General features: G+C 43.1%; 11 protein-coding genes and 1 rRNA gene. 11 read left to right on the forward strand and 1 reads right to left on the reverse strand.

Translation table 11 applies throughout. From position 1 onward, the window contains the following. The first annotated feature begins 1 nt into the window (after nt 1). From murD to lpxC, 8 genes are all read left to right on the forward strand, one after another. On the forward strand, nt 2-1,327 hold the full coding sequence (gene murD / locus Q4533_RS05725; protein WP_102440215.1) for a UDP-N-acetylmuramoyl-L-alanine--D-glutamate ligase: 1,326 nt from the start codon (nt 2-4) through the stop codon (nt 1,325-1,327). Beyond that, the gene (gene ftsW / locus Q4533_RS05730; protein ID WP_102440216.1) at nt 1,314-2,528 is read left to right on the forward strand and encodes a cell division protein FtsW; all 1,215 of its coding nucleotides are present in this window, start codon (nt 1,314-1,316) and stop codon (nt 2,526-2,528) included. Before murD ends, ftsW begins: the two co-directional genes overlap by 14 nt. 8 nt (nt 2,529-2,536) lie before the next feature. Continuing rightward, a complete protein-coding gene (gene murG / locus Q4533_RS05735; protein ID WP_102440225.1) occupies nt 2,537-3,625 on the forward strand; it encodes an undecaprenyldiphospho-muramoylpentapeptide beta-N-acetylglucosaminyltransferase in 1,089 nt (362 codons plus the stop codon). 1 nt (nt 3,626) lies between these two features. Continuing rightward, a complete protein-coding gene (gene murC / locus Q4533_RS05740) occupies nt 3,627-5,093 on the forward strand; it encodes a UDP-N-acetylmuramate--L-alanine ligase (RefSeq protein ID WP_303502261.1) in 1,467 nt (488 codons plus the stop codon). Between the two features lie 152 nt (nt 5,094-5,245). Then, nucleotides 5,246-5,974 (forward strand): cell division protein FtsQ/DivIB, encoded by a 729-nt coding sequence (locus tag Q4533_RS05745; RefSeq protein WP_076538400.1) that lies wholly within the window; start codon nt 5,246-5,248, stop codon nt 5,972-5,974. Beyond that, on the forward strand, nt 5,974-7,209 hold the full coding sequence (gene ftsA, locus Q4533_RS05750) for a cell division protein FtsA (RefSeq protein WP_076537973.1): 1,236 nt from the start codon (nt 5,974-5,976) through the stop codon (nt 7,207-7,209). Before Q4533_RS05745 ends, ftsA begins: the two co-directional genes overlap by 1 nt. Nucleotides 7,210-7,235: 26 nt before the next feature. Then, the gene (ftsZ, locus tag Q4533_RS05755; RefSeq protein WP_102440219.1) at nt 7,236-8,414 is read left to right on the forward strand and encodes a cell division protein FtsZ; all 1,179 of its coding nucleotides are present in this window, start codon (nt 7,236-7,238) and stop codon (nt 8,412-8,414) included. A 210-nt stretch (nt 8,415-8,624) separates the two neighbouring features. After that, nucleotides 8,625-9,545 carry a UDP-3-O-acyl-N-acetylglucosamine deacetylase gene (gene lpxC / locus Q4533_RS05760; RefSeq protein WP_076537968.1) on the forward strand — a complete coding sequence of 307 codons (921 nt, stop codon included), beginning with the start codon at nt 8,625-8,627 and terminating at the stop codon, nt 9,543-9,545. 5 nt (nt 9,546-9,550) lie between these two features. Here the strand turns inward: lpxC and Q4533_RS05765 are convergent, their stop codons facing one another. Continuing rightward, a complete protein-coding gene (locus Q4533_RS05765; protein WP_303502264.1) occupies nt 9,551-10,003 on the reverse strand; it encodes a DUF721 domain-containing protein in 453 nt (150 codons plus the stop codon). A 27-nt stretch (nt 10,004-10,030) separates the two neighbouring features. Between Q4533_RS05765 and Q4533_RS05770 the strand changes: the two genes are divergently transcribed. The 3 genes from Q4533_RS05770 to Q4533_RS05780 all read left to right on the forward strand — a co-directional run. Then, entirely contained in the window at nt 10,031-10,930 is a 900-nt protein-coding gene (locus tag Q4533_RS05770; RefSeq protein WP_102440220.1) for a M23 family metallopeptidase, read from the forward strand. Nucleotides 10,931-10,988: 58 nt separating this feature from the next. Beyond that, nucleotides 10,989-13,709: a preprotein translocase subunit SecA gene (gene secA, locus Q4533_RS05775; protein ID WP_102440221.1), complete on the forward strand. Its 2,721-nt coding sequence runs from the start codon at nt 10,989-10,991 to the stop codon at nt 13,707-13,709. Between the two features lie 643 nt (nt 13,710-14,352). Further along, nucleotides 14,353-14,522: ribosomal RNA gene (locus Q4533_RS05780) — 16S ribosomal RNA — on the forward strand; the annotation flags it as partial.

Consider the following 14,522-nt stretch of genomic DNA (forward strand, 5'->3'; position numbering starts at 1 on the left):
AATGCAAACATGCTATTCACACATCGTATTGGGATTAGGCGCAACAGGTATTTCTGTTGTGCGCTACTTAATGTCCCAAGGTATTACCCCACTGGTGATGGATAGCCGCAGAACGCCGCCTGGAAGCGATACTCTGGCAGCAGAGTTCCCTGAGGTTGAACTAATTACTGGTGGCTTTATGTGCCGCTCTTTAGTGCAGGCGCAGCAAATTATTGTCAGTCCAGGCATCGCTATTGATACGCCGGAAATTCGCGCGGCGATGGACATGGGTATTGAAGTGATTGGCGATGTGGAGCTGTTTGCCCGTGCGGTTGCTGAAAAGTCACCTTGCGTGGTAGCGATTACTGGCTCAAATGGTAAAACCACTGTGACTACCTTGGTTTACGACATATTAAAAGCAGCCGGTAAAAAGGTCGCTGTTGGCGGCAATATTGGTATTCCTGTATTAGATTTACTGGCAACCGATGCGGATATTTTTGTATTGGAGCTATCTAGCTTTCAGCTGGAAACCACTTTTAGCTTAAATTGTGTGGCGGCAACCTGCCTTAATATTAGTGAAGATCATATGGATAGATATCATGATCTGCATGCTTATAGAGAAGCTAAGTTACGCTTATATCCACAAAGCCGCTTTGTGATGTTTAACCGTGATGACCCACTGACATTTCCTGATGAGCCAACAAACCAAAATACCTTTGGTTTAGGTGTACCTGAAGGCGATGCTTGGGGGATTGCTGATGGCAAGATTTTCCACGGTGAAAGTGAAATCATGAATCTGCATGAGGTCAGTTTAATCGGCAGTCATAATCACGCCAATTTACTTGCTGCTATGGCACTAACCGATGCTTGCGGTATTGATAAAAAGTTTATGACCGAGGTTGCCAGCAACTTTAAAGGTCTTGAACATCGTTGTGAAATGGCGGGTATTAAGCAAGGCGTTACCTATATAAATGACTCTAAGGCGACTAATGTTGGTGCAACTGTAGCGGCATTAAATGGCTTAAGTGATCATTTAGGTGACTTAGTACTGATTGCTGGCGGAGACGGTAAAGGCTCAGACTTTAAAGAGCTGAGGGAGTCGCTCAATAACGTCACTCAATTAATTACCTTTGGTAAAGATGGTGCAAAAATCGCAGCTTTAAAGGCTGATAGTATTCAGGTCAGCGATCTTGCTGCAGCGGTCAATAAAGCCGTAGAAATAACGTTCTCAGGCGATATCGTATTGTTGTCACCAGCTTGTGCGAGTACTGATATGTACAAAAACTTTATGGAACGCGGCAATGACTTTAAGCAATTAGTGGAGCAAATTGCCGATGGCGAAGGCTGAGCAGCAACTTAGCTTATTCCAACAAGTCCTCAAGCGGCCGTGGCCTAATATCTTGTCTGAGAGTGGGCCTAGTGAGCAGCTATATGACCGCAGTTTATTGGTTGCGGTAATGGGCTTGATTGCATTTGGTTTTGTGATGGTGATGTCTGCCTCAATGCCAGAAGCGCAAAAACTGACAGATAACCCATTTCATTTTATTTATCGTCATGTGGCGTATTTAATGGGTTGTGGCGTGATTGCTTACGCTGTGCTCAATATAGAAATGAAAACCTGGGAACGCTATAGCGCGTATTTGGTGCTGGCTGTGTTACTGATGCTGGTTGCAGTCTTGATTGTCGGAACCACAGTTAATGGCGCGACGCGCTGGTTAAGTGTTGGACCGGTGCGAATTCAAGTGGCTGAAATCGCAAAGTTTGTGTTTATTGTTTACATGGCGGGATATTTAGTCCGTCGTCATGGTGAATTAAGGGAGAACAGTAGGGGTTTTATTAAGCCTATTATCGTATTTACCTTATTCGCAGTATTGATTTTAGCGCAACCAGATTTAGGTACCGTAGTGGTATTGTTCGTCTGCACTGTAAGTCTGTTATTTCTTGCTGGTGCACGGATTTTAGACTTTTTAGTGTTGATGTTTTTTGGTATTGGCTCGTTTATCTTTTTGGTGATTTTTGAGCCTTACCGGATGCGGCGGGTAACCTCATTTATGGACCCGTGGGAAGACCCATTTGGTAGCGGATATCAGTTGACTCAGTCATTAATGGCTTATGGCCGTGGTGACTTATTCGGTCAAGGTTTAGGTAATAGTATTCAAAAATTATCTTACCTGCCTGAAGCGCATACCGACTTTATCTTTGCCGTGATTGGTGAAGAGTTAGGCTTCGTAGGTATTGTTTGTGTATTAACAGTATTGTTTTTTGTGGCATTTAGAGCCATTCGATTGGGCAATTTATGTTTGAGTATTCAACGCCCGTTTGAAAGTTATTTAGCCTACGGTATTGGTATTTGGATTTGTTTCCAAACAGTGGTTAACGTTGGCGCCAGTATCGGTATGTTACCGACTAAAGGCTTGACGTTACCTTTTATTAGTTATGGTGGCAGTAGTTTGTGGGTGATGACAGCGGCAGCGATGTTATTGATCCGCATCGACCATGAACGGCGAATAAGTTTGATTCAAGCGGTGCAAGGGAGAGTAAAAAAATGAGCCCTAATATGACCAACGCACCGAAATTATTGGTAATGGCGGGCGGTACAGGTGGACATGTGTTCCCTGCATTAGCGGTAGCTAAAGCGTTAGCAGATAAAGGTTGGCAAGTTCGTTGGTTAGGGACGGCCGACAGAATGGAGGCAAGGTTAGTGCCTCAGCATGGGTTTGATATTGAGTTTATCGATATTAAAGGGGTGCGAGGCAATGGCATTATTCGAAAATTAGCCGCGCCTTTTAAAATTTTACGTTCAATCATTCAGGCAAAAGCCTTTATTAATGAATATAAGCCCGATGTTATTTTAGGCATGGGTGGCTTTGCCAGTGGCCCTGGCGGGGTTGCGGCTAAATTATCAGGCATTCCACTGGTGCTGCATGAGCAAAATGCCATCCCAGGAATGACCAACAAGTTGTTATCTAAGATTGCCAGCAAAGTATTGTGTGCATTTCCCAATACATTTTTGCCCGCAGTTAAAGCGGAGGTGGTCGGTAACCCTATTCGTCAAGAGTTACTTGAGTTAGGACAAAGCGCCAAATTTGCTGAAGATGAAGCCTTAAAAGTATTAGTGGTGGGCGGCAGTTTAGGCGCCAAAATTTTTAACGATGTTATGCCAGCTGTTGTGGCGCATATTAGCCTGCATCATTCGGTGACCGTTTGGCATCAGGTGGGCAAAGGCAATGAAGCGAAAGTAAAAGCGCTTTATCAAGATAAAGGTCAAGCTGCTAGCGTCAATGTAGCTGAGTTTATTGATGATATGGAAGCGGCTTATCGCTGGGCAGATGTGGTTGTTTGCCGTTCTGGTGCATTAACCGTATCAGAGCTGGCAGCCGTAGGACGCGGCAGTATCTTGGTGCCTTATCCACATGCTGTGGATGATCACCAAACTAAAAATGCTTCAGTATTAGTTGAAGCGGGAGCGGCATTTTTATTACCGCAAACCATATTAAATGCAGATAATTTAGCTGAGAAGTTAACCCTCTTTGCTGAAAACCGACAAGTTGTTTCACAGATGGCACATCAAGCCAGAAGTGTTGCTGTATTAGATGCAACCCAACGAGTCGCGAGTATTTGTGCTGAATTAGCACGAAAGGATTGACATGACCAAGACTGAAAAGTACGCCCAATTACGCACCATGATCCCAGAAATGCGACGGATTAAGAAAATCCATTTCGTCGGTATTGGCGGTGCTGGTATGGGTGGAATTGCAGAAGTATTAGTGAATGAAGGCTACCACATCAGTGGATCTGACATCGCTGAAAACACAGTGACACAAAGGTTAGCCAGTTTAGGCGCTAAGATTATTATTGGCCATCAGGCGCAAAGCGTGGTTGATGTGGATGTGGTGGTCGTGTCAACGGCTATTAACAACGAGAACCCAGAAATCATTGAAGCGAAGCAGCGCCGCATTCCTATAGTGCGCCGTGCTGAAATGCTTGCTGAGTTAATGCGTTATCGCCATGGTGTAGCCATTGCAGGCACGCACGGTAAAACCACTACAACTAGCTTAATTGCCAGTGTTTATGGCCAAGCTGAGCGCGATCCGACATTTGTGATTGGCGGCTTATTAAATAGTGCTGGTACTAATGCGCGTTTAGGCACTAGTCGTTATTTGATTGCAGAAGCCGATGAAAGTGATGCCAGCTTTCTGCATTTGCAGCCAATGGTGAGTGTAATCACCAATATTGAAGCTGATCATATGGATACCTATGGCGGCGATTTTGAAAAATTGAAAACAACCTTTGTCGACTTTTTACATAACCTGCCTTTTTATGGTGTTGCGGTGATGTGTATTGATGATGAAGTGATCCAAGAGATTATGCCAAGAGTTGGCCGTCAGGTTGTGACTTACGGTTTCAGTGAGCAAGCAGATGTACAGGCGCTTAACTTTAAGCAAGTTGGTCATCAAAGCCAATTTAGCGTGCGCCGTAAAAACCGTGATGATTTAGATATCGTGTTAAATCTACCTGGCGAACACAATGTACTTAATGCGCTTGCTGCTATTGCAGTGGCATCAGAAGATGAAATAGATGATGAAGCGATTGTAACAGCCCTTGCTGACTTTGAAGGCATTGGGAGACGTTTTCAGCATCTTGGCGAGTTTGATACCGCTAATGGCAAGGTGATGCTAGTTGATGATTACGGTCATCACCCAAGTGAAGTATTGGCAACGATTAAAGCCGCTAGAGCAGGTTGGCCAGATAAGCGTTTAGTGATGGCCTATCAGCCTCATCGTTACAGCCGTACTCGCGACTTATATGATGACTTTATCGAGGTGCTGTCACAGGTAGATGGACTGCTATTACTGGATGTCTATGCCGCTGGCGAAAGTGTCATTCCTGGTGCAGATGGACGCGCTTTATGTCGCTCTATCCGTTTAAGAGGTCAAGTGGAACCGATATTTGTGGCTTCACCTGAGCTATTAACCGATGTATTGCCTGACGTATTGCAAGAGGGTGATTTATTGCTAACCCAAGGTGCAGGTAATATCGGCGCTTTGTCCAAATTGCTAGCTACAACCAATTTAGGTTTTGATAATTTAAACAATGCTAAAAGTGGTGAGTAATTTTTGCACTATAAATGATTGTAAAATAGATACTTTATTACAATCGGTATGCTAGATATAATGGTGAATTGGCCAATGAAAGTGACATTGTACATTGTGGAGTTACAGTAACCGTGGCGTGGAGTGATAAAGCCCGTCAGTTACGAAGCCATTTGAGTGAAATCAACTGGTACTTGTATACCGGGTTATTGTTTTTGCTCATGGTGTTAATGACCATTGTCTGGGCCAGTTTAAAGTTAAATACGCTGCTTAATGATGCAGATGCCTTGCCCATTGAGGCCGTAGCAATTCACGGCGAGCGTTTATATACCAGTGACGCAGATATTCAAGCGGCGCTACAGGCCTTGATGCAGAGCAGCTTTTTTAGTGCCGATGTGGTTGAAGTGCAGCACGCTTTAGAGGCTTTACCTTGGGTATATCGCGCCTCAGTCAGACGCGAATGGCCAGCTAAGTTGAAAGTGAACTTGCAAGAGCAACAAGCGGTAGCGCATTGGAATGGCAATGATTGGCTTAATGTGGACGGTGAAGCGTTTAAAGCCCAGGCCCATCCCATGATTAATGCCTTGCCTATGTTGTCAGGTCCTGAGGATATGTCAGCTGAAGTGTTAACTAGCTATCAGCAATTAGCAGATTTATTAAGTATTAATGGCTTTACCTTAGCAAGTTTAAGTTTAAGCCCACGCCATGCTTGGCATGCAACATTAGATAACGGCATTCTTCTTGAATTAGGTCGAGAAGATAAGATGTCTAGAATACAAAGATTTATAAATGTTTACCCTGAAATAATACAAAATAAAAAGCCAATAGCGACAATTGATTTGCGCTATGACACAGGTGTCGCAGTTGGCTGGGATGATACTAAAACAGAGAGTCGACATTAATGACCAAGAATCAGGAAAGAAATCTTATCGTAGGCTTAGATATCGGTACATCTAAGGTCGCAGTTATTATTGGCGAAGTACTGCCAGATGGCGAGATAAGCGTGGTTGGTTTAGGTAATCACCCTTCTCGTGGTATGGACAAGGGCGGCGTAAATGATCTGGATTCGATTGTAAGAAGTGTACAACGTGCATTAGACCAAGCTGAATTGATGGCCGATTGCCAAGTATCATCAGTGTATTTAAGTATTTCAGGTAAACATATCGCCTGCCAAAACGAAAACGGCATGGTGTCAATTAATGACGAAGAAGTTACCCAAGAAGATGTGGACAATGTCATCCATACAGCTCGTTCGGTGAAAATCCCGACAGAGCGAAGAATTTTGCATGTGTTACCACAGGAATACTCAATTGACGTTCAAGACGGGATAAAAAGCCCAATTGGTATGTCGGGTATGCGAATGGAAGCCAAAGCGCACATCGTTACTTGTGCTAACGACATGGCGAAAAATATCACTAAGAGCGTTGAGCGCTGCGGCCTAACTGTTGATGACTTGGTGTTTGCAGGTATTGCATCAGCTGACTCAGTGCTGACCAATGATGAAAAAGATTTAGGCGTGTGTATTGTTGATATCGGTGGTGGCACCACAGATATTGCGGTTTATACCAACGGTGCACTAAGGCATTGCGCAGTGATATCAGTCGCAGGCAATCAAGTCAGTAGTGACATAGCTAAAATATTTAGAACACCGCTGACCCATGCAGAGCAAATCAAAGTACAGTTTGCCAGCGCCAGAAGCGCTATGGTTAGTCGCGAAGATAGCATTGAAGTCCCCTCAGTTGGTGGCAGACCTTCTCGCAGTATGTCACGTCATACGTTAGCAGAGGTTGTCGAGCCAAGGTATCAAGAGCTATTTGAATTAGTGCTTAAAGAATTAACTGACAGTGGTTTAGAAGATCAAATTGCTGCAGGGATCGTGTTAACAGGCGGTACATCAATGATTACCGGCGCGGTGGATATTGCTGAAGCAACATTTGGCATGCCAGTAAGGGTTGCATCACCGCTACCAGTTAAAGGATTAAATGAATATGTAGATCAACCTATTTACGCTACAGGAATAGGTTTGCTTCATTACGGCGCCAGACGCGTAATCGAACGTCAGTTCGAACGTCCTGAACGTCAAGGGGTTACCAGTCTTTTGAATCGGGTCAAAAGCTGGTTTAAGGGTGAATTTTAATAACGCAGACAAACGGAGATCAGACTATGTTTGAGATCATGGACACTCATAACGACGAAGCGGTGATTAAAGTCATCGGCGTCGGTGGTGGCGGCGGTAACGCAGTCGAACATATGGTAAAGCACAGCATCGAAGGTGTTGAATTTATCGTAACTAACACGGATGCTCAGGCATTACGTAAGTCAGGTGCTGGTTCAACTATTCAATTGGGGCGTGATGTCACCAAAGGTTTAGGTGCTGGAGCAAACCCTGATGTTGGTCGTCAAGCGGCAGAAGAAGATAAAGAAAACATTCGTGCAGCAATCAAAGGATCTGACATGATCTTTATTGCCGCAGGTATGGGCGGTGGTACCGGTACTGGTGCAGCCCCTGTTGTGGCTGAAATTGCCCGTGAAGAAGGCATTTTAACCGTTGCTGTAGTCACAAAGCCTTTTCCATTTGAAGGCAAAAAACGCATGTTATTTGCTGAGCAAGGTATTGCAGAGCTGGCAAAGCATGTTGATTCATTGATTACTATACCTAACGAAAAGTTATTGAAAGTATTGGGCCGTGGTACATCATTATTAGATGCATTTGCTGCAGCTAATAACGTATTGCTAGGCGCAGTGCAGGGTATTGCTGAGTTAATTACTCGTCCTGGTTTAATCAACGTGGATTTCGCCGACGTTAAAACGGTTATGTCTGAAATGGGTAATGCCATGATGGGTACAGGCGTTGCAACTGGTGATGATCGCGCTGAAGAAGCGGCAGAAGCTGCTGTGGCTAGTCCATTACTAGAAGATATTGATCTTGCTGGCGCTCGTGGCGTATTGGTGAATATCACCGCTGGTTTAGATATCAGTATTGAAGAGCTAGAAACAGTGGGTAACCACGTTAAAGCTTATGCATCTGATAACGCAACAGTAGTAGTCGGTGCAGTAATTGATCCTGAAATGAGCGAAGAGCTACGCGTAACTGTAGTTGCTACAGGTATCGGCGCAGAGAAAAAGCCTGATATTCAATTAGTGACAAAACCAGTTTCACGCCCAGAGCCTGCACCAATTGAAGTTAAAGCTGAGCCAGTTGAAGAGCAAGTTGCGGCAACAAATTATGTTGCACCAACAGGTAATGCTGTTCCTGCTCAGCAACCAGTAGCACAGCCAACAGCTCGCGCAGATGGTGACTATTTAGATATCCCAGCATTTTTACGTAAACAAGCTGATTAATTACAGTTTGGTAGTAAAGTTAGAATGTTGAATGCATAAGATGTTGATAAAATGTTGCTTGTGTAAGTAGAGGCGTATTAAAAACCACTAAATGGTACTTTTTTTGTGAAAAGGCAATTTTATGGTAGTATACCGCCTCAGCTTGCTGGGTAAACTCAGTATATATAGCGCATGAATGTTTATTTTAAAGTGATTAAAACGGGTAACTGAATGATTTTTCAAAGAACTGTTCAAAAGATGGTGAAGAGTACTGGTGTCGGGCTTCATTCCGGCAACAAGGTCACTCTGTGCATTATGCCCGCACCTGTCAATACTGGTATCGTACTTCGTCGTACAGATTTAAGCCCTGCAGTGGAAATTCCTGCTAAGGCTCATCTTGTGCGTGAAACAACTATGTGTACGGCATTAGTTAATGATGAAGGTGTTCGCATTTCAACTATCGAACATTTATTTGCAGCACTTGCAGGCCTTGGCATTGATAACGCAGTTATTGAAGTTGATGCTCCTGAAATCCCGATTATGGATGGCAGTGCAAGTCCGTTTGTTTTTTTACTGCAAAGTGCAGGTATTAAAGAGCAAGCAGTCGCTAAAAAATATATCAAAATCAATAAAACTGTGCGTGTTGAAGACGGCGATAAATGGGCAGAGTTAAAGCCATTTAAAGGCTTTAGAGTGGATTTTAAAATCGACTTTAATCACCCAGAAATCTCTCGTAGTCAACAGCATATGGTTATGGATTTTTCAACATCTGCATTTGTGAAAGATATCAGCCGTGCAAGAACATTTGGTTTTATGCGAGATATTGAATATCTTCGAGCCAATAACTTAGCACTGGGTGGCAGCATGGAAAATGCCGTCGTGCTTGATGAATATCGTGTCCTTAACCCTGATGGTCTGCGTTATGAGGACGAATTTGTTAAGCACAAAATTCTTGATGCTTTTGGTGATTTATATGTCGCAGGGCATGCCATTGTTGGTGAGTTCTGTGCGTATAAAACGGGTCATGCTTTAAATAACCAATTGGTTAGAGCGTTATTAGCCCAACAAGAAGCGTGGGAGTTAGTCAGCTTTGAAAATGAAGTCGATGTACCGTTAAGCTTTATGGTACCCGGCGCAGCGTCTTTCGCATAATATAGTTAAGATTGCCTATTACGGCTGGCCAATGCAGCCAGCCGTTTTAGTTTTTCACCTAGTGACCCTTCAACATGATCAGCCAACGTTTGTAAATGTTCTGCCGCGACAGGGCTAATAGTTGCGTAATTAGTTGAGTTTTTGCTTGGTGATATTGCTAACCCTGGGTTAACTTTAACCTCTATAGCGGTAAGCATTGGAAGGGTTTCTTCCTTAAGTTGTTGCAGTAATTTGGTCTTTTGGAAGTTTATTCTAGCAGCCCAAGCAGCCGATGTAGTTTCAATTACAAGAACACCCTGCCGAAGATTAGCGACTTTAAGCTGTTCAACAACAGGACCTGTTAAACTCTGCTTTACGTAATTATTAAGTTGATTTAATAGTTCTGCTTTTTCAGCCAATGCCGGTAATTGTCCAGATTGATGTAGTAAGCTACTGAGATCTTGCGGGGACTTTTTCATATGATAATAAGATGGCTGAGTTAGGCTATGAGTGTAACAGTTTTTATCCAAGGTCGAAACGGAGTAACTCGCTGGCATCCTAGCAAGCGTTGGTTACTTCTACCTATCCTATTAGTTGTAGCGGGAACCGGCATCTATCAACAAAGTGCCGATCGTTTTGCTGAGCAACAAACCAAAGTTGATGAAAATAAAAAGTTGCGCGAGCAACAAAAGCAGCAAGTCATTAGCCTCAAACAAGCAACAGAAACCCAATTAGCCACATTGGTGACTCATGTCGCCTCTATGCAAGCAAAAATTACCCGCCTCGAAGCCCTCGGTCAGCAAGTTGCTGAAAATAATTTACTCGAAGATCAATTCGACTTTGCCACAGAAGTGGGTGTCGGAGGATTGAGTGAAATAGGCACAGGCGTGGAAATAAACCAACTGTTAAATGATATGACCCAGTTGGTATCAAGAATTGATAATAATAATGTTCAGCTGTCTCTACTTGAAACAGTGTCAACTAATCTCCATATAGATGAAGAACGTTATATATCAGGGCGGCCAATCGTAAAAGGTTGGTTATCTTCGCCCTACGGTTTACGGAATGACCCTTTTAATGGTCGTAGAACAATGCATAAAGGTATTGATTTTGCGGGCACTGAAGGCGGCGATGTTATTGCAACTGCTGCAGGTGTAGTAACGTGGTCTGGAAATATGCTTGGATATGGTGGGTTAGTCGAAATTGATCATGGAAATGGTCTTCGAACCCGCTATGGACACAACAAATCTATGTCAGTAAACCTAGGTGACGTCGTTGCCAAAGGCGATAAAATTGCCAGTATGGGAAGCACAGGCCGTTCAACTGGTCCCCACGTGCATTACGAAGTTTTGCGAAACGGACAGCAAATAGATCCAAGAAAGTTCGTCTATCGCAAAGCGAGTTAATAACATTTTCGGTTAAGTCGCTCATTTGAGCTCAACCTACAAGAGATAAGTGATTAAGATGTTAGGCAAATTACTGACAAAAGTATTCGGCAGTCGTAACGACCGTACCTTGAAAGGTTTAGGTAAAGTTGTAACTAAAATTAATGCATTAGAAGCTGAATATGAAAAGCTGACAGATGAACAACTAAAAGCAAAAACAGACGAGTTCCGTCAGCGTATTGAAAATGGTGAAACCTTAGATGCGCTTATGGCAGAAGTATTTGCCACAGTGCGTGAAGCATCTAAACGTGTTTTCGAAATGCGCCACTTCGATGTGCAATTACTCGGTGGTATGGTACTTGATAGTAACCGCATCGCTGAAATGAGAACCGGTGAAGGTAAAACCTTAACCGCAACTCTGCCAGCATATTTAAATGGTATTACTGGTAAAGGCGTCCACGTCATTACCGTGAATGATTACCTTGCACGTCGTGATGCGGAAAATAACCGTCCATTATTTGAATTCCTAGGGCTTAGCGTTGGTATTAACGTGGCAGGCCTTGGTCAAGCAGAAAAGAAAGAAGCGTATAACTCTGATATTACCTACGGGACTAACAACGAGTTTGGTTTCGATTACCTGCGTGACAACATGGCGTTCTCTCCTCAAGAGCGAGTTCAACGTCCGCTGCATTACGCACTGATTGATGAAGTTGATTCAATCTTAATTGATGAAGCGCGTACACCATTGATTATCTCTGGTGCAGCAGAAAATAGCTCTGAGCTATATATCAAAGTAAACACCCTTATTCCTAACCTTATCGTTCAAGAGAAAGAAGATACAGAAGATGAGATTGGTGAAGGTGATTTCAGTATCGATGAAAAAGCCAAACAAGTTCATTTTACAGAGCGTGGCCAAGAAAAAGTTGAATTACTGTTAGTTGAGCTAGGTGTGCTCAATGAAGGTGATTCACTGTATTCAGCAGCTAACATCTCATTACTGCATCACGTAAATGCAGCATTAAGAGCGCATACCTTATTTGAACGTGATGTTGATTACATTGTTCAAGACGGTGAAGTGATTATTGTTGATGAACATACTGGCCGTACCATGCCAGGTCGTCGCTGGTCAGAAGGTTTACATCAAGCTGTTGAAGCAAAAGAAGCAGTCAACATTCAAAATGAAAACCAAACATTAGCGTCAATCACATTCCAGAACTACTTCCGTCAATATGAGAAGCTAGCAGGGATGACAGGTACAGCTGACACTGAAGCATTCGAGTTCCAACATATTTATGGACTTGATACCGTCGTGGTACCAACTAATAAGCCAATGGTACGTAATGATATGCCTGATTTGGTTTATCTTACAGCAACAGAAAAATACAATGCCATCATTGAAGACATTAAAGGTTGTCGCGAACGTGGTCAGCCTGTGCTTGTGGGTACGGTATCAATCGAGCAATCAGAATTATTAGCGACCTTATTAAAGCAAGCTAAGATCCCACATTCAGTATTGAACGCCAAGTTCCATGAAAAAGAAGCAGACATTGTTGCTCAAGCAGGTAGCGCTGGAGTAGTGACTATCGCAACTAACATGGCCGGTCGTGGTACCGATATCGTGTTAGGTGGCAACTGGAAAGTTGAAGTTGATGCATTAAAGGATCCAACTGAAGATCAAATCGCTCGCATTAAAGCAGAATGGCAAGTTCGTCATGATGCAGTTATTGCTTCGGGTGGTTTACACATTTTAGGCACCGAGCGTCACGAGTCACGTCGTATCGATAATCAGCTTCGTGGTCGTGCAGGCCGTCAAGGTGATGCGGGTTCATCGCGCTTTTATCTTTCAATGGAAGATAGCTTAATGCGTATCTTCGCATCTGAAAAAGTATCTGGCATGATGAAAAAACTGGGTATGGAAGAAGGCGAAGCCATCGAACATCCTTGGGTATCTCGTGCAATTGAAAATGCGCAACGTAAAGTAGAAGCGCGTAACTTCGATATTCGTAAGCAATTACTTGAATATGATGATGTCGCTAACGATCAACGCCAAGTTGTTTATTCTCAGCGCAATGAGTTAATGGACGCAGAAAGCATTGAAGACACCATTTCAAATATTGAACAAGATGTCGTTAGTGGTGTGATTGATCAATATATTCCACAGCAGTCTGTAGAAGAATTGTGGGACGTACCAGGTCTAGAGCAGCGTCTTGCCCAAGAGTTTGGTCTTCAACTAACCATTCAACAATGGTTAGATACAGAAGATGACCTTCACGAAGAAACTTTACGTGAGCGTATTGTATCAAGCTGGAGCGAAGCATATAAAGCTAAAGAGCAGATGGTTGGTGAGCAAGTGCTACGTCAGTTCGAAAAAGCAGTCATGCTACAAACATTAGATGGTCTGTGGAAAGAGCATTTAGCAGCAATGGATCACTTGCGACAAGGTATTCATTTACGTGGTTACGCACAAAAGAATCCAAAGCAAGAGTATAAACGTGAATCATTTGAGTTATTCCAACAAATGTTGGAGTCACTAAAACACGATGTCATCAGTGTACTCTCTAAGGTACAGGTTCAAGCACAATCAGATGTTGATGATATGGAGCAGCGTCGTCGTGACGAAGAAGCCAAGATCCAACGCGAATACCAGCATGCAGCATCAGAATCGCTAACAGAGAATAAAGAAGCTGAAGCAGCAACGCCAAGAACTGTGATTAGAGACGGTGAGAAAGTTGGCCGTAATGACCCTTGTCCATGTGGCTCAGGTAAGAAGTACAAGCAGTGTCACGGTAAACTGACCTAAAACACCGCAATATTTAATAATTTAAAAGGCAGCTATTTTTAGCTGCCTTTTTTGTACCTAATAAATAGTATAAAAAACAGTCGCCTCAAGTGTTTTTGTGGATAACACTGGGGATAAAATCTGGGTAACGTGTGATTAATAAAAAAGATCGCAAATAATGCGAAAAACTTTTAAAAAGCCCTTGCACCAATTCAGAATCTGCCTATAATGCGCATCCACTGACACGGCAAACCACGCAGTAGCATGGGTTACACGCCAAATCAGTTCACTGTAAAGTGACGCTGAAAATTGTTTTTAAATAAGTTTAAAAATGACTTGACGCGAAAAAGGAATTGCGTAAAATACGCATCCCAAGCCAACGACCTAGCGTCTAACGGCGGAGTCTGAAAAATTGATTCCACGCTCTTTAACAATTTATCAAGTAATCTGTGTGGACACTCACAGGTGTTGAGTTAATCGAAATTGCTCATTCTTTCTCGTAAAGAGTGAAGCAATCAAAATTATTACTCAATGTAACGATGAGTGTTCATAGCAATATGTAACAAACGTTTTAGAGATTCTTCCGAGTCTTTAAATCGAAATCAGAATTCATTGAGCCGAAACGAAGCTTTTATTTATAAGAGTGGTTGTTTCAACAAAACTTTAATTGAAGAGTTTGATCATGGCTCAGATTGAACGCTGGCGGCAGGCCTAACACATGCAAGTCGAGCGGTAACAGGAATTAGCTTGCTAATTCGCTGACGAGCGGCGGACGGGTGAGTAATGCCTAGGGATCTGCCCAGTCGAGGGGGATAACAGTTGGAAACGACTGCT

It is taken from the genome of Shewanella sp. 6_MG-2023 (genome assembly GCF_030547195.1).
Taxonomy (GTDB): domain Bacteria; phylum Pseudomonadota; class Gammaproteobacteria; order Enterobacterales; family Shewanellaceae; genus Shewanella.